Below are 21,235 nucleotides of genomic sequence, written 5' to 3'. Positions count from 1 at the left end.
GCAGATTTCAATCTGTACCGACCTCTTCGCGGGACAAGCCCGCTAAGAGGTCGGTACAGGTTGAATCAATCCTTCTTCAGCAAGCGGACCGCCAGCACGTCGCACGGCGCGCCGTGCAGCACATCATTGGCCGTGGACCCCAGCAGCAACGCCAGGCCATGACGGCCATGGCTGCCCACCACGATCAGGTCGCACTTTTGCTCCTTGGCCAGCTGGTGGATTTCCTGGCGCGGTTGGCCGTAGGTCAGATGCGAATCGCCACGCTGGATGTCCGGGTACTTGTTGAACAGGCGTTCCATGCGCTCCTTGGCTTGGTCGAACTGCTGCTGTTGCAGCTGCGACAGGTCCATCGGCACGTCACCGCCGAATGCCATCGCCATCGGCTCGACGATATGCACCAGCGATACCTTGGCGTTCGAAGGTTTGGCGAGCGCCATGGCGCGCTTGATCACCGGGTCGCATTCTTCGGTCAGGTCGACGGCGACCAACAAATGTTCGTATTCCATGAGCGGTACTCCTGGCAATCGCGATAGAAGAAGTATGGTCGCTTTCGGGCGGGTCTTCCGTGAAAAATGGCTAACCAGCTCATTTGCAACGCTTTATGGGATCTACAGATATGACGATATTGCTGGTGGTGTCAATCCTTGCGCTGATTCTTAGCCCGCTCTCCTGGCTGCGCAGCTCGCGCAAGCAGAGCGAGCAGATGCAGTTGCGCCTGGAGGCTCGGCGCATGGGCCTGGCCATGCAGCTGGCGCCACAGCAATGGCCGCACTGGCTGGAGAAGGAGCCACCAAGCCCCTGCCCGCAGTACCACCGGGCCCGGCGCCGGGGGCATGAAGACAGCTTCAGTTTCTGGCAGGTCAGCCCAGGGGTGTGGTGGAACCAGTGGCGCGAACCCTGCCAGGATCCACGTTTCATGGAGGCCCTGGGGCGCTTGCCGGCCACTGTGTACAAGGTCGAAGCCGATGCGCGAATGATTGCCCTGTACTGGACCGAGCGCGGTGATACGGCTGTGTTGCGGGATGTTGCCTACGTCCTCGAAACCTTGGCCTGAGTTCTGCTTTTGCATGGCCCTCCTGCTTCGCGGGTAGGCCCGCCCCCACAGTGTCGGCGTTCAGCCGGGTAAAACTGCTCTTCAACGACAAAGCGGCGGCTTGGCATACCCCTGAAGGGGTGGGGTGCCAAGTCGCCGCTTTGCGTTCTGCTGTCGCAGAAAAGGCCAGGCAGGCCGGGTATTCATTCAAGCAAGTGCCAGTGTAGCCGTCCGCGGTTGCCGTGCAAGGGCAAAGTTGCAACGATTTTCAAGTCGTTGCGGTCAATCGCTGACATGAATGGACGGCGATCACTGTCATCATGTTTTGTACCGGGACGATAGAAAATGACCGGAAAGTCGCGTTTTCCTCGTGCTTGCGAGCATTTGACAACGTCGGTCTTTTCGGAGAATGTGTGCACACCCAAATCAAACGGGCGTATGAATTGAGCGTTTGTATGTCATGACGCCAAGCCATACTTCCGACTAGCGCGCTGACGGGTGTGCCTGGGGCGGGGCAGTTAGGCCTGCTTTTGCCGCAGCGATCGGCGTGTACAGTTCAGCTTCCATATCGTGGAGATCAGTTGATGATTTACGAAGGTAAAGCCATCACGGTTAAGGCTCTTGAAAGTGGCATCGTCGAGCTCAAGTTCGACCTCAAGGGTGAGTCCGTCAACAAGTTCAACCGCCTTACCCTCAACGAGCTGCGCCAGGCCGTCGATGCCATCCAGGCCGACGCCTCGATCAAGGGCGTGATCGTCAGCAGTGGCAAGGATGTGTTCATCGTCGGCGCCGATATCACCGAGTTCGTCGACAACTTCAAGCTGCCCGAGGCCGAACTGGTCGCCGGCAACCTGGAAGCCAACCGCATCTTCAACGCTTTCGAAGACCTCGAAGTGCCGACCGTTGCGGCCATCAACGGCATCGCCCTGGGCGGTGGCCTGGAAATGTGCCTGGCGGCCGACTACCGCGTCATGTCCAATACCGCCAAGATCGGCCTGCCGGAAGTCAAGCTGGGTATCTACCCGGGCTTTGGCGGTACGGTGCGCCTGCCGCGCCTGATCGGCTCGGACAATGCCATCGAGTGGATCGCCTCCGGTAAGGAAAACCGTGCCGAAGACGCCCTGAAAGTCGGTGCCGTCGACGCCGTGGTTGCCCCTGAGCTGCTGCAGGCCGGCGCCCTGGACTTGATCAAGCGCGCCATCAGCGGCGAGCTGGACTACAAAGCCAAGCGCCAGCCGAAGCTGGAAAAGCTCAAGCTCAACGCCATCGAGCAGATGATGGCCTTCGAGACTGCCAAGGGCTTTGTCGCCGGCCAGGCCGGGCCGAACTACCCGGCCCCGGTCGAAGCCATCAAAACCATCCAGAAGGCCGCCAACTTCGGCCGCGACAAAGCCCTGGAAGTAGAAGCCGCGGGCTTTGCCAAACTGGCCAAGACGTCGGTTGCCGAGAGCCTGATCGGCCTGTTCCTGAACGACCAGGAGCTCAAGCGCAAGGCCAAGGCGCATGACGAAATCGCCCATGACGTGAAGCAGGCCGCCGTGCTCGGTGCCGGCATCATGGGGGGTGGCATCGCCTACCAGTCGGCGGTCAAGGGCACTCCAATCCTGATGAAGGACATTCGCGAGGAAGCTATCCAGCTGGGCTTGAACGAGGCTTCCAAGCTGCTCGGCAACCGCGTCGAGAAGGGCCGTCTGACCCCGGCCAAAATGGCCGAGGCACTCAACGCCATTCGCCCGACCCTGTCCTATGGTGATTTCGCCAATGTCGACATCGTCGTCGAAGCCGTGGTCGAGAACCCTAAGGTCAAGCAGGCCGTGCTGGCTGAAGTGGAAGGGCAGGTGAAGGACGATGCGATCCTTGCCTCCAACACGTCGACCATCTCCATCAACCTGCTGGCCAAGGCGCTCAAGCGCCCGGAAAACTTCGTCGGCATGCACTTCTTCAACCCGGTGCACATGATGCCGCTGGTGGAAGTGATCCGTGGCGAAAAGTCCAGTGAAGTGGCGGTCGCCACCACCGTGGCCTACGCCAAGAAAATGGGCAAGAACCCGATCGTGGTCAACGACTGCCCGGGCTTTTTGGTCAACCGCGTGCTGTTCCCGTACTTCGGCGGTTTCGCCAAGCTGGTCAGCGCCGGTGTCGACTTCGTGCGCATCGACAAGGTCATGGAAAAGTTCGGCTGGCCGATGGGCCCGGCCTATTTGATGGACGTGGTCGGCATCGACACCGGCCACCACGGCCGAGACGTCATGGCCGAAGGCTTCCCGGACCGCATGAAGGACGAGCGCCGCTCGGCGGTCGATGCGCTGTACGAGGCCAACCGCCTCGGCCAGAAGAACGGTAAGGGCTTCTACGCCTACGAAACCGACAAGCGCGGCAAACCGAAGAAGGTCTTCGATGCCACCGTGCTCGAGGTGCTCAAACCGATCGTGTTCGAGCAGCGTGAAGTCACTGACGAAGACATCATCAACTGGATGATGGTCCCGCTGTGCCTGGAGACCGTGCGTTGCCTGGAAGACGGCATCGTCGAGACCGCTGCCGAAGCCGACATGGGCCTGGTCTACGGCATTGGTTTCCCTCCCTTCCGCGGTGGTGCGCTGCGTTACATCGACTCGATCGGTGTGGCCGAATTCGTCGCCCTGGCCGATCAGTATGCCGACCTGGGGCCGCTGTACCACCCGACCGCCAAGCTGCGTGAAATGGCCAAGAACGGCCAGCGCTTCTTCAACTGAGCGGTCAACGAGCTAGAGCGAGAGATTTGATATGAGCCTGAATCCAAGAGACGTGGTGATTGTCGACTTCGGTCGCACGCCAATGGGCCGCTCCAAGGGTGGCATGCACCGCAATACCCGCGCCGAAGACATGTCGGCGCACCTGATCAGCAAGCTGTTGGAGCGCAACGGCAAGGTTGACCCAAAAGAAGTCGAGGACGTGATCTGGGGCTGCGTCAACCAGACCCTGGAGCAGGGCTGGAACATCGCCCGCATGGCTTCGCTGATGACCCCGATCCCGCACACCTCTGCGGCGCAGACGGTCAGCCGCCTGTGTGGCTCGTCCATGAGCGCGCTGCACACTGCCGCCCAGGCGATCATGACCGGTAACGGCGATGTGTTCGTGGTCGGTGGCGTGGAGCACATGGGCCACGTCAGCATGATGCATGGCGTAGACCCCAACCCGCACCTGTCCTTGCATGCCGCCAAGGCTTCCGGGATGATGGGCCTGACTGCAGAAATGCTCGGCAAGATGCACGGCATCACCCGTGAGCAGCAAGACCTGTTCGGCTTGCGTTCGCACCAGCTGGCCCACAAGGCCACGGTCGAAGGCAAGTTCAAGGACGAGATCATCCCGATGCAGGGCTACGACGAGAACGGCTTCTTGAAGGTGTTCGATTTCGACGAGACCATTCGCCCGGAAACCACCCTCGAAGGCCTGGCATCGCTGAAGCCTGCGTTCAACCCGAAGGGTGGTACGGTCACGGCCGGTACCTCGTCGCAGATTACCGACGGCGCCTCGTGCATGATCGTCATGTCCGGTCAGCGTGCCATGGACCTCGGTATCCAGCCATTGGCGGTGATCCGTTCGATGGCAGTGGCCGGTGTCGACCCGGCAATCATGGGCTACGGCCCGGTGCCATCGACCCAGAAAGCCCTCAAGCGTGCCGGCCTGACCATGGCCGATATCGACTTCATCGAGCTCAACGAAGCCTTTGCTGCACAGGCCCTGCCAGTGTTGAAAGACTTGAAAGTGCTCGACAAGATGGATGAGAAGGTTAACCTGCACGGCGGCGCCATTGCCTTGGGCCACCCGTTCGGTTGCTCCGGGGCGCGCATTTCCGGCACCCTGCTCAACGTCATGAAGCAGAATGGCGGTACCCTGGGGGTGGCGACCATGTGCGTCGGCCTTGGTCAAGGTATCACCACTGTTTTCGAACGCGTCTGATCGCGTAGCGGGACAGCAGCCGGGGCCATGTGCCCCGGTTTTGTTTTTTTCAGGTTTTTTTTCAAGAGGGTGGGCAACATGCAGATACAGCCAGGCATCTACCGGCATTACAAAGGGCCTGAGTACCGTGTCTTCAGTGTTGCGCGGCACTCGGAGAGCGAAGAGTGGATGGTGTTCTACCAATGCCTGTATGGTGATTACAGCTTCTGGGTACGGCCACTTTCGATGTTCCAGGAGTCCGTTGAGGTTGACGGCGAGCAGGTGCCACGCTTTGCTTTGGTCAACGCCGAAGAAGGGCTGCCTGGCTTGCTGGGCAAGTCGCACGAGTGATCGTTCGAACTTGACCTCACACTTTTGCCACTATATATAGCGGTGCCGCGTCTAGGCACCTGACGCGTTTTTCATCTTCAGATTCAGGAATACTCCGATCCATGGGCAAATCGCTGGTCATTGTGGAATCCCCGGCCAAGGCCAAGACCATCAACAAGTACCTGGGCAACCAGTACGTGGTGAAGTCGAGTATCGGCCATATCCGAGACCTCCCCACCAGCGGTTCGGCCAGCGCAAGCAAAGAGCCGGCCGCCAAGCGTGGCAAGGCCGCGGGTGAGGCTCCGGCCCTGTCGCCGAAAGAAAAGGCTCGTCGCCAGCTGGTCGCACGCATGGGCGTCGACCCTGACCACGGCTGGAAGGCCAAGTACGAGATCCTGCCTGGCAAGGAAAAGGTGATCGAAGAGCTACGCCGCCTGGCCAAGGATGCTGACACCATCTATCTCGCAACCGACTTGGACCGCGAAGGGGAGGCCATCGCCTGGCACCTGCGCGAGGCCATCGGTGGCGACGACACCCGCTACAAGCGCGTGGTGTTCAACGAAATCACCAAGAAGGCCATTCAGGAAGCGTTCTCGCAGCCAGGCCAACTGGACATCGATCGGGTCAACGCCCAGCAGGCGCGGCGCTTCCTCGACCGCGTGGTCGGCTACATGGTCTCGCCGCTGCTGTGGGCCAAGATTGCCCGTGGCCTGTCTGCCGGCCGTGTACAGTCGGTGGCGGTGAAGCTGGTGGTTGAGCGTGAGCGTGAAATCCGCGCGTTCATCCCTGAAGAGTACTGGGAGATCCACGCCGACCTTGGCACCGCCAAGAACGCCAAGGTACGTTTCGAGGTGGCGCGCGAGAAGGGCGAGGCCTTCAAGCCGCTCAACGAAGCACAGGCCATGGCGGCGCTGGAGAAGCTCAAGGCTTCCAGCTACAGCGTGGTCAAGCGCGAAGATCGCCCGACCAGCAGCAAGCCATCGGCCCCGTTCATCACGTCCACTTTGCAGCAGGCGGCCAGTAATCGCCTGGGCTTCGGCGTGAAGAAAACCATGATGATGGCCCAGCGCTTGTACGAAGCCGGCTACATCACCTACATGCGTACCGACTCGACCAACCTGTCGGCTGATGCGTTGGATATGGCCCGCAGCTACATCGAGCGCGAGTTCGGCAAGCAGTACCTGCCGGAAGCGCCGCTGGTCTACGGTAGCAAGGAAGGCGCCCAGGAGGCGCACGAAGCGATTCGTCCTTCCGATGTGAATACCCATCCGACCAAGCTCAGTGGCATGGAGCGCGACGCTGAGCGCCTGTACGAGCTGATCTGGCGCCAGTTCCTGGCCTGCCAGATGCCGCCAGCGCAGTACCTGTCCACCAGCGTTACCGTCGCCGCCGGCGATTTCGAGCTGCGTGCCAAGGGCCGGATCCTCAAGTTCGACGGTTACACCCGCGTGCTGCCGCAGCAGAGCAAGCCGGGCGAAGACGACGTGCTGCCAGAAATGGTGCAGGGCGAAGCACTCAAGCTGATCCAGATCGACCCGAGCCAGCACTTCACCAAGCCACCCGCACGCTTCACCGAAGCCAGCCTGGTCAAGGAGATGGAAAAGCGCGGTATCGGTCGCCCGTCGACCTACGCGGCAATCATTTCCACCATTCAGGATCGCGGCTATGTGACCCTGCACAACCGCCGCTTCTACTCCGAGAAGATGGGCGATATCGTCACCGAGCGCCTGTCGGAGAGCTTCTCCAACCTCATGGACTATGGCTTTACCGCCGACATGGAAGAGAACCTCGACGACGTGGCCCAGGGCGAGCGTGACTGGAAAAACGTGCTTGACGAGTTCTACGGCGACTTCAGCAAGAAGCTGCAGACCGCCGAGTCCAACGAAAATGGCATGCGCGCCAATCAGCCGACCATGACCAACATCCCGTGCAAGGAATGTGGTCGGCCGATGATGATCCGCACCGCTTCAACGGGCGTGTTCCTCGGTTGCTCGGGCTACAGCCTGCCGCCGAAAGAGCGCTGCAAGGCTACCGTCAACCTGGTGCCCGGCGACGAGATTGCCGCTGACGATGAGGGCGAATCAGAATCACGCGTGCTGCTGGGCAAGCACCGCTGCCCGATCTGCGCGACGGCGATGGATGCCTACCTGCTGGACGAGAAGCACAAGCTGCACATCTGTGGTAACAACCCGGATTGCGCCGGCTACGAGATCGAGGAAGGCAACTACCGCATCAAGGGCTACGAAGGGCCGAGCCTGGAGTGCGACAAGTGTGGTAGCGAGATGCAATTGAAGACTGGCCGTTTCGGCAAGTTCTTTGGCTGCACCAACCCTGCATGCAAGAACACCCGCAAGCTGCTCAAGAGCGGCGAAGCGGCGCCACCGAAGATGGACAAGGTGGACATGCCCGAGCTCAAGTGCGAGAAGGTGGACGACACCTACGTGCTGCGTGACGGTGCTTCGGGGTTGTTCCTGGCCGCCAGCCAGTTCCCGAAAAACCGCGAAACTCGCGCGCCGCTGGTGCTGGAGATCGTGCCGCACAAGCATGAAATCGACCCGAAGTACCACTTCTTGTGCGACGCGCCGCAGAAAGACCCGGACGGCCGCCCAGCGGTGATCCGCTACAGCCGCAAGACCAAGGAGCAGTACGTGCAGTCCGAGGTTGACGGCAAGCCGACAGGGTGGAAGGCATTCTACGACGGCAATGCCTGGAAGGTTGAAGACAAGCGCTGATCTATCGGTGCTGTAATCTGGGGCCGGTTTGCGCCCCTTCGCGGGCAAGCCTGCGAAGGGGCGCAAACCGGCCCTGATCATTTATGATGCTGGTATCCGCCTTGTAGCCTTATTGGAGGGCACTGAAATGGCCCAGGAAACCTACACCCGTACCAACCAGAAATTGTTCTTCGCCGGCCTCGCCCTGGAGTCCATGGCCAAGGCCGAGCAGAGCCAGGCCATGAATGCCCAGGGTTTGGTCCAGGCCGGGCGCGAGTCGGCGCTGTTTCATCTGTACGGTGCGCTGCTGGGCATGTGCCATGAAATCGGTGCTTTCTACCGCCTGCCGGTTGTGGCGAGCGTCGAGCAGGCTTTGGCGGACGACAGCCTGAACGGTATCGCCATCCCCGAAGTCGCCGAGCTGCTGGAGCTGGCCCGCCAGCGTGAAACCTGGCTGGCGCAAATGCTCGCTGCTTATGCTGATTTGTTCCGACCACCTGTCGTGAGGAAAGCGCCGAAAACCGACGTCACTCAGCCACTGATCCAGGCTGTGAATCTCGATGAGCCTGAGCATCCAGCGCTTTCGCGTGCCGAGCTGGAGAGCTGGCGCAACAACCTCAAAGGGTTGGTGAGACGTTTCCGCGACGCGTTGAGTGAGTGCTGATAGCCGCAACGGCTGGTACAATGCTGGCCTTTCGCGGAGAACTGCCATTTATGTCTACGTCGTTTCTGGAAATTGTCGAGTTGCCTGATGGCCGCATCGAACTGCGTCGCGCCGAGGATGAAGGCTCTCTGGTAACCTTGGATTTCTCGGAAGACGCCAAGGTATTCTTGCAGGGTCAGCATGTGGAAGTGGCCAAGGCCATGCTCAGTGTGGGCGTGCAGATGGCTGGTCGCCTGATGGATGGCGAGCTGGAGCGTGATGAAGGGCCGCGCGTGCTGCACTAGGCTGTACGCCCTGACGGTGCAGCAGCTAATCAGGCTTTTTGAAGTGACAGGCAAAGCCTGAACATCAGCCGAGGCGGATGTTCAGGCTTTGTGCGTTTCCGGTACTGGCAGCGCGCAGCAGTTGCTGGCGTGCGGTGGCGTTGACGCTACCCAGCCAGCTGACCACCGTGTGGCTGAGGCCCAGGCGCAAGGCTTCGCAAGCCAGTTGCAGCGGGCTTTGGTTGCTGCGAGGTTGCAGCAGCAGGATGCGTTCACGGTTGAGGCCGGCATCGCGCAGCCAGGCCTGGGTCAGGCTCGATGGCGGGGCGATCAGGGTCAGCCAGCGGGTCTCGTCTTCTTCGCTCAGCTCGCGCAGTACGGGTGCCAGCAGGCTTTGGCAGTGCCCGGGCGTGCCGCGCAGCGACAGTTCACTGAACAGCTCGGGCTGGCTGCTCTTGCGTGCCACTTCGCTGGCTTTGAGGCCAGGTAGCACGGGTTGAGCGAGGAATGCTTCGAACAATGGCAACTGGGCTTGCTCGGGTGCGTGAATGAACTGCTGCATGACGCCTCCTGGATCAGCGGCGAATGACGCCGACGCTCAAGCCCTCGATCACCAGTTCCTGTTCTTTCAGGTCGACTTCGATGGGGGCGAATTCGGGGTTTTCGGCCAGCAGCCAGACCTTGCTGCCTTCGCGCTTGAAGCGCTTGACGGTAACTTCGTCGCCGATGCGCGCCACGACGATCTGGCCGTTGCGGGCCTCGCGACAGGTGTGCACAGCCAGCAGGTCACCGTCGAAGATGCCGACGTCCTTCATGCTCATGCCGTGTACGCGCAGCAAATAGTCGGCCTGGGGGTGGAAGAAGGCAGGGTTGATGTTGCAGGATTGCTCGATGTGCTGTTCGGCGAGAATCGGCGCACCGGCAGCCACACGGCCGATGATCGGCAGGCCGCTTTCTTCGGCCTTGGCTTCGAAACCCGGGATGCGGATGCCGCGGGAGGCGCCCGGGGTCATTTCGATCGCACCTTTGCGGGCAAGGGCCTTGAGGTGCTCCTCGGCTGCATTGGGCGACTTGAAGCCCAGCTCCTGAGCGATCTCGGCGCGCGTCGGCGGGAAGCCGTTGTCTTCCAGGCAACGCTTGATGAACGCGAGAATTTCGGCTTGGCGTGGCGTCAGTTTCAACATGTTGTGCGCTCTGTCTTTTTGTACAGTGACTGGGATTATATACAGTACTGGATGGGCTGCAAGCCAAAAGGCGCAATAAAGAGCTGGGGTTGGCACTTGCAGCTGGCCACCCGGCGCTTTTAAATGGCGACCGGCTGGTCACGGAGCCTTGACAGATGCAGGGCTGAAACGTATGTTTCAAACACCTGTTTGTCTGGCGGAGTAGTCGGAGTAGTCATGGCCCAATCGGAAACCGTTGAACGCATTCTCGATGCTGCCGAGCAGCTGTTCGCGGAAAGGGGATTCGCCGAGACCTCGTTGCGGCTGATTACCAGCAAGGCCGGGGTCAACCTGGCGGCGGTCAACTATCATTTCGGCTCCAAGAAGGCGTTGATCCAGGCAGTTTTCTCGCGTTTCCTCGGTCCGTTCTGCGCCAGCCTCGAGCGTGAACTGGAGCGGCGCCAGGCCAAGCCGGAGCACAAGCCCAGCCTTGAAGAGCTGCTGGAAATGCTGGTGGAACAGGCGCTGGCCGTGCAGCCGCGCAGCAACAACGACCTGTCGATCTTCATGCGCCTGCTGGGGCTGGCCTTCAGCCAGAGCCAGGGCCACCTGCGGCGCTACCTGGAAGACATGTACGGCAAGGTATTCCGCCGCTACATGCTCCTCGTCAACGAAGCCGCCCCCCGTATTCCCCCGCTGGAGCTGTTCTGGCGTGTCCACTTCATGCTGGGTGCCGCCGCTTTCAGCATGTCGGGTATCAAGGCCTTGAGGGCCATTGCCGAGACCGATTTCGGCATCAACACCTCTATCGAGCAGGTGATGCGCCTGATGGTGCCGTTCCTGGCGGCGGGCATGCGCGCCGACAGCGGTGTCACCGACGACGCCATGGCCACTGCGCAGCTCCGCCCGCGCAGCAAGGCCGGTACTGCCACGGCCAAGGCCTGAAGGCTGGGCGCAGCGGGGCTGCTTGGGCTAAGCTAGCGCCGCTTTTGTTCAGTCTTCAAAGAAGGATTACCCATGACCGTCAGCCTGCAAGGCTCCTTGATGGTGGATATTGCCGGTAAATGGCTGACCGCCGAAGACCGCCACCTGCTGCGCCAGCCTGAAGTCGCTGGCCTGATCATCTTTGCCCGCAACATCGACAGCCCGCGCCAGGTGCGTGAGCTGTGTGCTTCCATCCGCGCCATCCGCCCTGAACTGATTCTTGCAGTGGACCAGGAGGGCGGCCGCGTGCAGCGTCTGCGTCAAGGCTTTGTACGCCTGCCGGCCATGCGCGCGCTGGCTGACAACGACAATGCCGAGTACCTGGCCGAGCAGTGTGGCTGGCTGATGGCGACCGAAGTGCTGGCGGTCGGTCTGGACCTGAGCTTTGCGCCAGTGCTCGACCTCGATCACCAGCGCAGCGCCGTGGTGGGTAGCCGGGCCTTCGAGGGTGACCCGCTGCGTGCCACGCAGTTGGCCGGGGCGTTCATCCGTGGCATGAATGCGGCAGGCATGGCGGCCTGCGGCAAGCATTTCCCCGGGCATGGCTGGGCCGAGGCTGACTCGCATGTGGCCATTCCTACCGACGAGCGCAGCCTGGAGCAACTGCGCCAGGCCGATCTGGTGCCGTTCAGCCGCCTGAGCGGGCAGTTGGCCGCCGTGATGCCGGCGCATGTCATCTACCCGCAAGTCGACAACCAGCCAGCCGGATTCTCGCGGCGCTGGTTGCAGGACATCCTGCGTGGCGAGTTGGGCTTTGACGGGGTGATCTTCAGTGACGACCTGTCGATGGCCGGTGCGCACGTGGTGGGTGATGCCGCCAGCCGTATCGAAGCAGCGTTGAGTGCTGGCTGTGACATGGGCTTGGTGTGCAATGACCGGGCAGCAGCGGAACTGGCGCTGAGTGCGGCGCAGCGGATGAAGGTCAAGCCGTCGCGGAGGATTGCGCGGATGCGGGGTCAGGGCTATGCCCGCACCGATTATCGCCAGCAGCCGCGGTGGCTGGCGGCGTTGGGGGCGTTGAGGGAAGCCCAGCTGGTCGATTGACTGCCTCGGCCTCTTCGCGGGCATGCCCGCGAAGAGGCCAGGATAGGCAGAGCAAAAGGCTGGATTACCGCCCGCGCTTGCCTGGCAATGGCGCAAACAACGCCTCGATCTCTTCATCCCCCATGCGCCACTGCCCAGCCTGGCCGCCATCCAGCAAGCTGGCCGCCAGGGCTGCCTTCTCCTGCTGCAGCAACTGGATCTTTTCTTCCACCGTGCCCCGGGTGATCAGCTTGAACACAAACACCGGCTTGTCCTGGCCAATGCGGTAGGCGCGGTCGGTAGCCTGGTTTTCGCTGGCCGGGTTCCACCATGGGTCGTAGTGAATCACCGTGTCCGCTGCCGTCAGGTTCAGGCCTACGCCCCCGGCCTTGAGGCTGATCAAAAAGACCTCGCTGTCACCTTGCTGGAATTGCTGCACCGGCGTCCGTCGGTCGCGGGTGTCGCCCGTCAGCAGGCTGTAGCGGATCTGGCGCTTTTCCAGCTCTTGCTCGATCAATGCCAGCATCGAAGTGAACTGCGAGAACAGCAGCACCCGGCGGCCTTCGCTAAGCAGCTCTTCAAGCATTTCCAGCAGCGCGCCGAGCTTGCCCTTGTCGGCTTGGTTGCCCTTGCTTTCCGCGCCCTTGACCAGGCGCAGGTCGCAGCAGACCTGGCGCAGCTTGAGGAGTGCGTCGAGGATGACGATCTGGCTGCGCGCGGCGCCATTGCGGGCGATTTCGTCGCGGACCTTCTGGTCCATGGCCACGCGCACAGCTTCATAGGTGTCGCGCTGGGCGTCGCTGAGTTCGACCCAGTGCACCATCTCGGTCTTGGCCGGCAGTTCGGTGGCCACCTGTTCCTTGGTTCGGCGCAACAGGAACGGGCGGATGCGGCTGGCCAGGTGGGCCATGCGCTCACTGTCGGCGTGGCGCTCGATCGGCGTGCGGTAGTCCTGGTTGAAACGCTTGAGATCCCCCAGCCAGCCGGGCATCAGGAAGTGAAAGATCGACCACAGCTCGCCCAGGTTGTTTTCCATCGGTGTGCCGGTCAGGCAGACGCGCTGGGTGGCCTGCAGTTCGCAGATGGCGAGGGCCGCCTTGCTGGTGCTGCTCTTGATGTTCTGCGCTTCGTCCAGGACCAGTACGTGCCAGGCGTGGGCGCGCAGGTGTTCGAGATCGCGCGGCATCAGCGCGTAGGTAGTCAGGACCAGGTCGTATTCATGCAGCTTGGCAAAGTGCTTGCTGCGCCCCGGCCCGTGCAGGGCCAGCACGCGCAAGGCGGGGGCAAAGCGTTGGGCTTCGTCCAGCCAGTTGGGGATCAGGCTGGTCGGCATCACTGCCAGCGCCGGCGTGCCTAGGCGCCCTGACTCTTTCTCCAGCAGCAGGTGGGCCAAGGCCTGCAGGGTCTTGCCCAGGCCCATGTCGTCGCCGAGGATGCCGCCGGTGCCCATCTCGCGAAGGGCCTGCAGCCAGTTCAGGCCCTGTTGCTGGTAAGGGCGCAAGCTGGCCTGCAACCCGCCGGGTGGCGCCACTTGCAGGTCGCGGGCGTCACGCAGGCGGCGGCCCAGGTCGCGCACATGCTCGCCACCTTCCCAGTGCAGGGGCAGGCCTTCTATGTCGTTCAGGCGCGCAGCATCGGCGCGCTCCAGGCGCAGGCTCGGGCCGGCCGTGGCTTCGTGCAGGTACAGTTCGCCCAGGGTGCCCATGACTGCCTTGAAGCGGCCATAGGGCAGGGCTACGCGCAGGGCTGGGGCGTCCAGGCGGCCGCGGTTGAGGTCGATCAGCAAGTGCTCGTCGTCACTGCGCCGGGCCAGTTCACTGGGGCGCAGCAATTCTGGGCTGCTGCGCAGCAGTTGTAGCACGATCGGCAGCAGGCTGTGGCGCTGGCCATCGACCACGATCCCCAGCTCCAGGTCGAACCATTCATGGCCGGGGGCTTCATCGATGGTCGCGTACCAGTCGTCCACCTCCTGCAGGTTGAAGGCGAAATCACGATGGATGTCGATGTTCCAACCGGCTTCACGCAGGCGCGGCAGGCCTTCGCGGGCAAAACGCAGCCAGGCTTCGTCGTCAGTCAGTTGATACATCTCGCCGGCACTGTCGGGCAGGGCTTTGCTCTGCCGGGTGGCGGGCTTGAAACCGAAGTCGCGCAGTGTCTTGCGCAGCGCGTGTTCAGCCTGGGGCTGGCGGCGAATGCGCTGGCTGGTACTGCCCGTCAGGCGGGTCAATGGCTTCTCATCGCTGCCGCTGGCTTGCAGGCCGTCATACTCGAACGCCAATGCCGCGCGATGTTGCATTTGCCGTTGCATGCGCCCGGTTTTCGGCATGTAGGCGGTGTATTCGAGGCTGCCAAGGGCAAGCAGTGCCTTTGGCTGGATACCCTCGAGCAATTGTTCTTGCACCGGTGTGGGAGTTGGTACCTTGTGGCTCAGGGCGTTGAGCTTGTGACTGAGGGGTACGACCAGGTGTTCCGGGACATCGGGAGCGATGGTCAGTTGCACGGCAACGTGTGGATCAAGGCTGTGTTCGACCTTGCCCACTTCGCTTGTCAGCGCATCGAAGTAGTACAGCGGCAGCAGAGGGATAACGCAGCGCAGCATTTCCTCGCCGCTGTACCACAGGCCCCTGTAATTACCGTTTTCCAGGCGTACCCAGCGAAACTCGGCATGGCGCACCGGGCCCTCGCGAAGTGGCGGTAAGTCGGCATCAAAGAACATGCGCCCGGTTTCAAGGGCGCGCTGGAACAGTTCGCCACCTTCCAGGCCCTTGAGTTTGTAGCCGCGATCCTGGCCGCCCCCCTGATTCAGGGCCGAAAGCAGCCGCAGAATGCGGGTGTCTTCTTCCGTCACGAAGCGCGGTGGCTCGTAGAGAAAATCATAAAGTGACTGAACGCGGCTGAAGCGGATGCCGTCTTCACTGCGCGTTCCCTTGCGAACCAGTAACGAGCAGCCGGCATCATCAGTCGGTTGCAGCTGATAGCACACCATGCGCCCGCGTTTGTCGTCGGCTGTGCCGGCTTTGGCTGGCGCCTGTTCCAGGCCGCTCAGCCAGTGTTGCAACTCGGCAGACAAGGTGCCTGAGGTGGCTTGCGCCCCCTGAGTGCCCGAGCTGGGGTCGCTTATGCAGAACAGGACGGCGGCGCAGTGCTTGCAGTTCTGCCGTACGGGGCAATCGCACTCGCCCTGCACGTGACAGCGGCCGCCCGCGACATGCAGGTCGATGGTTTGCTGGTAGATGTTGGCGCCGCTCCCGCGGCAACTGGCTGTAATCGTCTGTTGGTAAATACCCTCCAGTTCGACACGGCCTTCCTCGGCATAATGCTCACCGCGTTGCAGGGTTGCCTTGCTGAACGACTGGGTCCAGTTCGGGTATGTGTTCACCAGCGCGGCGGCATCTTGCGTCATCCGTTTACTGCTCCATCATCTCCGGGTCCATCACCGGCATTTTCGGCGTACCCGGTGGCGTCACCTTCAGCAGTACCGCCAGGTGCCCGCCGTCGAGGAAGGTCAGCTGGCCGCCCTTGACGTTGCTGTTGCTCTGCTTGAACTGCTCGCTTTGCAGCACGCTGCCGTTACCGTCCAGCTGGTTGACCCAGAAGTTGGCCTCGACCGCTATGAAGCGGCCTTCGGCGATGCTCAGGTTGCCTTCGATGGGGAAGTGTCCGAACTGCTCGGTGCCTTCGCCCAGGGCGATGCGGCTGGGTTCGCTGCCAACCTGCTGCTGCCAGGCCTTGTGCATCAGCACGGTGTAGTCGGCGGTGGCCTCCAGCCGGGTGGCTTCGTCTTCCAGCCCAAGGCGGCGTTCGGCGTCCTTCTCCAGGCGCGGGGCGCCGGCACTCCAGTCTTCCGGGGCGAACGGGCTGGTGAAGGCGGGCACGCTGTTCTGCCGCACCAGAATCATTTCTACCTGATACATGCCTTCGGCGAAGGCGGCCGGGGCGAACAGCGCCAGCAGCAGGGTCAGGCAACGGATGGCACGCATGGATCTTCCTTAGGCAGGCTGTGGGGTCAGGCGCTCGAACAGCGCCTCCAGGGTATTGAATCGTTCGTCGGGGCGTTCCATTGGCACCAGGAAGCGGAACTGGGTCGCGCCTTCGAACTTGTAACGCTTGGGCTGGCCCTGGATCAGCTTGATCAGGGTCAGCGGGTCGACCGGGGTCTCGGCCTCGAACTCGAGCTTGCCGCCATTGGGGCCGGCATCGACTTTCTTGATGCCGAGCTTTTCCGCGTGCAGTTTCAGCGAAGTCAGGCGCATCAGGTTCTTGGTCGGCTCCGGGAGCAGGCCGAACCGGTCGATCATCTCGACCTGCAGGTCCTTCAGGCCCTCTTCGTCGGCGGCCGAGGCAATGCGTTTGTAAAGGATCAGCCGTGCATGCACGTCGGGCAGGTAATCCTCGGGGATCAGCGCCGGCAGTCGCAGGTTGATCTCCGGGCCACCGCCCAGCGGCTGCTCGAGGTTGGGCTGGGTGCCCTTGCGGATCGCCTTGACCGCGCGTTCGAGCATTTCCATGTACAGGGTGAAGCCCACCGCCTGGATCTGCCCGCTCTGGCCTTCGCCCAGCAGCTCGCCGGCACCGCGGATTTCCAGGTCGTTGGTGGCCAGCACGAAGCCGGCGCCAAGGTCCTGGGTGTTGGCAATCGCCTCCAGGCGCTTTTCGGCGTCGGCGCTGACCTTCTGCCGGGTGGGCGTGAGCAGGTAGGCGTAGGCCTGGTGGTGGCTACGGCCAACCCGGCCGCGCAGCTGGTGCAACTGGGCCAGGCCGAACTTGTCGGCACGCTCGATGACGATGGTGTTGGCGCTGGGAACGTCGATACCGGTTTCGATGATGGTCGAGGCTACCAGCACGTTGAAGCGCTTGTGGTAGAAGTCACTCATCACCTGTTCCAGTTCGCGCTCGCGCATCTGGCCGTGGCCGATGCCGATACGCGCCTCAGGCACCAGCTCGGCAAGGTCGGCGGCACATTTCTCGATGGTTTTCACATCGTTGTGCAGGTAGTACACCTGGCCACCGCGCAGCAGCTCGCGCAGCAGCGCCTCCTTGACCGTGCTCTTGTTCTGCTCCATGACGAAGGTGCGCACCGACAGGCGGCGTGCCGGCGGCGTGGCGATGATCGACAGGTCGCGCATGCCCGCTACCGCCATGTTCAGCGTGCGCGGGATCGGCGTGGCGGTCAGGGTAAGGATGTCGACCTCGCTGCGCAGGGCCTTCAATTGCTCCTTCTGGCGTACGCCGAAGCGGTGCTCTTCGTCGATGATGGCCAGGCCCAGGTCCTTGAAGCGCACATCGTCCTGCAGCAGCTTGTGGGTGCCGATCAGGATGTCGATCTTGCCTTCGGCCAGGTCGGCCGCTGCGGCAGCCACCTCCTTGGCTGACTTGAAGCGGCTCATCACTTCCACCGTCACCGGCCAGTCGGCAAAGCGGTCGCGGAAGCTGTTGTAGTGCTGCTGCGCAAGCAGGGTGGTGGGCACCAGTACGGCGACCTGACGGCCGCTGTGCACGGCAATGAACGCGGCGCGCATGGCCACTTCGGTCTTGCCGAAGCCGACGTCACCGCACACCAGGCGGTCCATCGGCTTGGGCGCCAGCATGTCGGCACGTACGGCTTCGATGGCGGCTTGCTGGTCGGGGGTTTCCTCGAACGGGAAGCCGGCGCTGAAGGTGGCGTAGTCGGCGGACGGATCGGCAAACGCGTAACCCTTGCGCGCCGCGCGGCGGGCATAGATGTCGAGCAGCTCGGCCGCTACGTCGCGCACCTGTTCCGCGGCCTTGCGCTTGGCCTTCTGCCAGGCTTCCGAGCCGAGCCGGTGCAGCGGTGCCAAGGCATCGTCGCTGCCGGTGTAGCGGGCGATCAGGTGCAGGTTGGCCACCGGCACGTACAGCTTGGCGTTCTCGGCGTATTCCAGGGTGAGGAACTCGGCGGCCTGGCCGTCGATTTCCAGCGTGGCCAGGCCCAGGTAGCGCCCTACGCCATGGTCGATGTGCACCACCGGTGCGCCTTCACGCAGTTCGGTGAGGTTCTTGATCACCGCGTCATTGGCGGTTTCGCCACGTTTGTCACGGCGCCGGCGCTGCATCACCCGCTGGCCGAACAACGGGCTTTCGGCGATCAGGGCCAGGCCTGGGTCGTCCAGCAGCAGGCCTTCGTCCAATGGGGCGATGGTGATTGCCAGGCGCTCGCTGCCGGTAACGAAGTCGTCCCAGCCGTCTACGGTATGCGGGCGCAGTTTCAGCCGTTCAAGCAGCTCCAGCAGCACTTCGCGGCGGCCCGCCGATTCGGCCGTGAACAGCACGCGGCCGGGGAACTGGTCGAGGAAGTTGGCCAGCTCGGCCAGCGGCTGGCTGGCCTTGGCTTCGATAGCCAGGTTGGGCAGGGCGCGGGCGGGGAAGCGCTCGCGGCCCGTGCCGGGGTCCAGGTCTTCGCTGCTGACCACAACCCGCGGCCATTGCTTGAGCCGGGCAAAGCAGTCCTCCACCGGCAGGAACAGCTCGGCCGGCGGCAACAGCGGCCGGCTGAGATCGCCGCGGCGGTCTTCGTAGCGCCCGCGCACGTCGTTCCAGAAGTGCTCGGCGGCTTGCTCCACACCAGGCAGCGAGAACACTTGGGTGTTCGCCGGCAGGTAGTCGAACAGGGTCGAGGTTTCTTCGAAGAACAGTGGCAGGTAGTACTCGATACCCGCGGGGATGATGCCGCTGGCCAGGTCCTGGAAGATCGCGCTGCGGCGGAAGTCGACGTCGAACCGCTCGCGGAAGCGCGCTTTGAAGCGGGTGACCTCCTCTTTCTGCATCGGGAACTCGCGCGCTGGCAGCAGGCGCACCGAGTCGACTTTGTCGATCGAGCGCTGGGTCTCGGGGTCGAAGGTGCGCAGGGTCTCGATCTCGTCATCGAACAGGTCGATGCGGTAGGGCAGCTTGCTGCCCATCGGGAACAGGTCGATCAGTGCGCCGCGCACGGCGAATTCACCGTGCTCGTAGACGGTGTCGACGCAACGGTAGCCGCTGGCCTCCAGTCGCGTGCGCATCTGCTCCACGTCGATGGTCTGGCCCACATCCAGCACCAGGCTGCTGCCCAGCAAGAAACGCGTGGGCGCCAGGCGGTGCAGGGCGGTGGTGACGGGCACCACGAGGATGCCGTGGCTCAGCTCCGGCAGGCGGTACAGGCTGGCGATGCGCTGGGAGATGATGTCCTGGTGCGGCGAGAATAGGTCGTAGGGCAGGGTTTCCCAATCCGGGAACGGCAGCACCGGCAGGTCCGGAGCAAAGAAGCGCAGCTCCTGTTCCAGGCGGTCGGCGGCCTGGCTGTCGGCTGTCAGCAACAGGGTGAAGCGGCCAGCGTTGCTGGCGGCCTCGGCGATGGCCAGGCTAAGGGCGGCACCGGGCAGGTTGCCCCAGGTTTGTTTGCCGGCCGTGGCCGACATTTGCGGTAGGCGCAGAACTGACACGGGAGATTGCACTCCAAGCGTTGCGGCAAAGAGACCGATTGTACCGGTGACGGTGCCGGCTGTCAGGCTCGATAGGGCATGAACGCTGGCTTGCGTCGCCGCGACAGGCGCTCATTGCCGGTTCCGCGCTGGGGCGTCATAATGTAGCCCCTTTTTTCTGTCCCTACATGTGGAAGGTTCCCGTGACTCAGAAGCCCGACCAGTGTCTTGGTGAGTGGATTGATCGTGAAGCCCTGGCTGAAGCGATGATCCCGCTTATCGGTCAGCTCTACCGCAACAACAATGTGGTGAGCTCGATCTATGGCCGCAGCCTGATCAACCGTTCGGTTATCTCGATCCTCAAGGCGCACCGCTTTGCGCGTCACCGTCAAACCGACGAAACCGAGCTGTCCGTCCACGAGACATTCCCCCTGCTCAAGGCCATGAGCGAGCTGAAACTGGGCGCCGCTTCGGTTGACCTGGGCAAGCTGGCCAACAAGTTCAAGCAGGAAGGCAATGGCCGCACTGCCGAGCAGTTCGTCCGTGAAGAACTGGCCGAAGTGGTTGGCCAGCAGAACGCTTCGGCGCGCAAGGGCACCGACGTCGTACTGTACGGCTTCGGCCGCATCGGCCGCCTGCTGGCGCGCATCCTGATCGAGAAGACCGGTGGTGGCGACGGCCTGCGCCTGCGTGCCATCGTCGTGCGCAAAGGCGCCGAGAACGACCTGGTCAAGCGTGCCAGCCTGCTGCGTCGTGACTCGGTACACGGTCCCTTCGATGGCACCATCACCATCGACGAAGCCAACAACACCATTACCGCCAACGGCAACCTGATCCAGGTTATCTACGCCAAGAGCCCGAGCGAAGTCGACTACACCCAGTACGGTATCGAAAACGCGCTGATCGTCGACAACACCGGCGTATGGCGTGATGCCGACGGCCTGGGCCAGCACCTGGCCTGCCCGGGCGCTGCCCGCGTGATCCTCACCGCACCTGGCAAGGGCGCGCTGAAGAACATCGTGCACGGCATCAACCACGGCGACATCGCTGCCGATGACAAGATCATCTCCGCGGCGTCCTGCACCACCAACGCCATCGTGCCGGTGCTCAAGGCCATCAACGACCAGTACGGCATCGTCAACGGCCACGTCGAAACCGTTCACTCGTTCACCAACGACCAGAACCTGATCGACAACTTCCACAAGGGCAGCCGCCGTGGCCGTGCCGCGCCGCTGAACATGGTCATCACCGAAACCGGCGCCGCTACCGCTGCCGCCAAGGCACTGCCAGTGCTGAAGGGCAAGCTGACCGGTAACGCCATTCGCGTACCGACGCCGAACGTATCGATGGCCATCCTCAACCTGAACCTGGAAAAGGCCACTACTCGCGACGAGATCAACGAGTACCTGCGCCAGACCGCGATGCACTCGGAGCTGCACAAGCAGATCGACTACGTCGCTTCCCAGGAAGTGGTTTCGACCGACTTCGTCGGCTCGCGCCATGCCGGTGTGGTTGACGCTGAAGCGACCATCGCCAACGACAACCGCGTTGTTCTGTACGTCTGGTACGACAACGAGTTCGGTTACAGCTGCCAGGTGGTTCGTGTGATGGAAGACATGGCCGGTGTGAACCCGCCAGCGTTTCCACACTGATTCGCTTGTAAGGCAATAAAAAAACGGGAACCTTCGGGTTCCCGTTTTTTTTGCTTGCCGTGGGGTGTGTGGTGCC

The 21,235-nt window shown here is 62.5% G+C and carries 16 protein-coding genes; 10 read left to right on the top strand and 6 right to left on the bottom strand.

Translation table 11 applies throughout. From position 1 onward, the window contains the following. Nucleotides 1-65 precede the first annotated feature (65 nt). On the bottom strand, nt 66-506 hold the full coding sequence (locus DMX11_RS18355) for a universal stress protein (RefSeq protein ID WP_003248761.1): 441 nt from the start codon (nt 504-506) through the stop codon (nt 66-68). Nucleotides 507-616: 110 nt separating this feature from the next. Here DMX11_RS18355 and DMX11_RS18350 point away from each other — a divergent pair, with 110 nt between their 5' ends. The 7 genes from DMX11_RS18350 to DMX11_RS18320 all read left to right on the top strand — a co-directional run bounded on the left by DMX11_RS18350 (nt 617) and on the right by DMX11_RS18320 (nt 8,940). Next, nucleotides 617-1,054, top strand: coding sequence for a hypothetical protein (locus DMX11_RS18350; protein ID WP_110745799.1), 438 nt, complete (start codon nt 617-619; stop codon nt 1,052-1,054). A gap of 563 nt (nt 1,055-1,617) precedes the next feature. Next, nucleotides 1,618-3,765, top strand: a complete 2,148-nt coding sequence (gene fadB, locus DMX11_RS18345) for a fatty acid oxidation complex subunit alpha FadB (RefSeq protein WP_110745798.1) — start codon at nt 1,618-1,620, stop codon at nt 3,763-3,765. 31 nt (nt 3,766-3,796) lie between these two features. Beyond that, nucleotides 3,797-4,972 (top strand): acetyl-CoA C-acyltransferase FadA, encoded by a 1,176-nt coding sequence (gene fadA / locus DMX11_RS18340; RefSeq protein ID WP_010953128.1) that lies wholly within the window; start codon nt 3,797-3,799, stop codon nt 4,970-4,972. A gap of 78 nt (nt 4,973-5,050) precedes the next feature. Continuing rightward, nucleotides 5,051-5,302 (top strand): DUF1653 domain-containing protein, encoded by a 252-nt coding sequence (locus DMX11_RS18335; RefSeq protein ID WP_110745797.1) that lies wholly within the window; start codon nt 5,051-5,053, stop codon nt 5,300-5,302. Between the two features lie 101 nt (nt 5,303-5,403). Continuing rightward, nucleotides 5,404-8,013: a type I DNA topoisomerase gene (topA, locus tag DMX11_RS18330; protein ID WP_110745796.1), complete on the top strand. Its 2,610-nt coding sequence runs from the start codon at nt 5,404-5,406 to the stop codon at nt 8,011-8,013. A 127-nt stretch (nt 8,014-8,140) separates the two neighbouring features. Further along, a complete protein-coding gene (locus tag DMX11_RS18325) occupies nt 8,141-8,656 on the top strand; it encodes a DUF6586 family protein (RefSeq protein ID WP_110745844.1) in 516 nt (171 codons plus the stop codon). Between the two features lie 50 nt (nt 8,657-8,706). Then, nucleotides 8,707-8,940: a hypothetical protein gene (locus tag DMX11_RS18320; RefSeq protein ID WP_003248777.1), complete on the top strand. Its 234-nt coding sequence runs from the start codon at nt 8,707-8,709 to the stop codon at nt 8,938-8,940. Nucleotides 8,941-9,004: 64 nt separating this feature from the next. On the opposite strand, the gene sulA is transcribed toward DMX11_RS18320, so the two are convergent. Together sulA and lexA are read right to left on the bottom strand one after the other, a co-directional pair. Beyond that, nucleotides 9,005-9,481 carry an SOS-induced cell division inhibitor SulA gene (gene sulA, locus DMX11_RS18315; RefSeq protein ID WP_110745795.1) on the bottom strand — a complete coding sequence of 159 codons (477 nt, stop codon included), beginning with the start codon at nt 9,479-9,481 and terminating at the stop codon, nt 9,005-9,007. Between the two features lie 13 nt (nt 9,482-9,494). After that, complete coding sequence (gene lexA / locus DMX11_RS18310) at nt 9,495-10,103, bottom strand: transcriptional repressor LexA (protein WP_110745794.1); 609 nt, start codon at nt 10,101-10,103, stop codon at nt 9,495-9,497. 216 nt (nt 10,104-10,319) lie between these two features. Between lexA and DMX11_RS18305 the strand changes: the two genes are divergently transcribed. Continuing rightward, nucleotides 10,320-11,027, top strand: a complete 708-nt coding sequence (locus tag DMX11_RS18305; protein ID WP_110745793.1) for a TetR/AcrR family transcriptional regulator — start codon at nt 10,320-10,322, stop codon at nt 11,025-11,027. Between the two features lie 84 nt (nt 11,028-11,111). Continuing rightward, nucleotides 11,112-12,110: a beta-N-acetylhexosaminidase gene (nagZ, locus tag DMX11_RS18300; RefSeq protein WP_177410764.1), complete on the top strand. Its 999-nt coding sequence runs from the start codon at nt 11,112-11,114 to the stop codon at nt 12,108-12,110. Nucleotides 12,111-12,174: 64 nt separating this feature from the next. Here the strand turns inward: nagZ and DMX11_RS18295 are convergent, their stop codons facing one another. The 3 genes from DMX11_RS18295 to mfd are packed head-to-tail and all read right to left on the bottom strand — an operon-like array spanning nt 12,175 to nt 19,528. Next, nucleotides 12,175-15,492, bottom strand: coding sequence for a DEAD/DEAH box helicase (locus DMX11_RS18295; RefSeq protein WP_110745791.1), 3,318 nt, complete (start codon nt 15,490-15,492; stop codon nt 12,175-12,177). Nucleotides 15,493-15,496: 4 nt separating this feature from the next. Further along, nucleotides 15,497-16,069 carry a CsiV family protein gene (locus tag DMX11_RS18290; RefSeq protein WP_110745790.1) on the bottom strand — a complete coding sequence of 191 codons (573 nt, stop codon included), beginning with the start codon at nt 16,067-16,069 and terminating at the stop codon, nt 15,497-15,499. A 9-nt stretch (nt 16,070-16,078) separates the two neighbouring features. After that, nucleotides 16,079-19,528, bottom strand: a complete 3,450-nt coding sequence (mfd, locus tag DMX11_RS18285; RefSeq protein WP_110745789.1) for a transcription-repair coupling factor — start codon at nt 19,526-19,528, stop codon at nt 16,079-16,081. 167 nt (nt 19,529-19,695) lie between these two features. Between mfd and DMX11_RS18280 the strand changes: the two genes are divergently transcribed. Next, nucleotides 19,696-21,159, top strand: a complete 1,464-nt coding sequence (locus DMX11_RS18280) for a glyceraldehyde-3-phosphate dehydrogenase (protein ID WP_110745788.1) — start codon at nt 19,696-19,698, stop codon at nt 21,157-21,159. Nucleotides 21,160-21,235 lie beyond the last annotated feature (76 nt).

The organism is Pseudomonas sp. LB-090624 (assembly GCF_003205205.1).
GTDB lineage: Bacteria > Pseudomonadota > Gammaproteobacteria > Pseudomonadales > Pseudomonadaceae > Aquipseudomonas.
The sequence above is the reverse complement of the archived record's forward strand: the minus strand, read 5'-3'. Positions and strand labels throughout refer to the sequence as shown.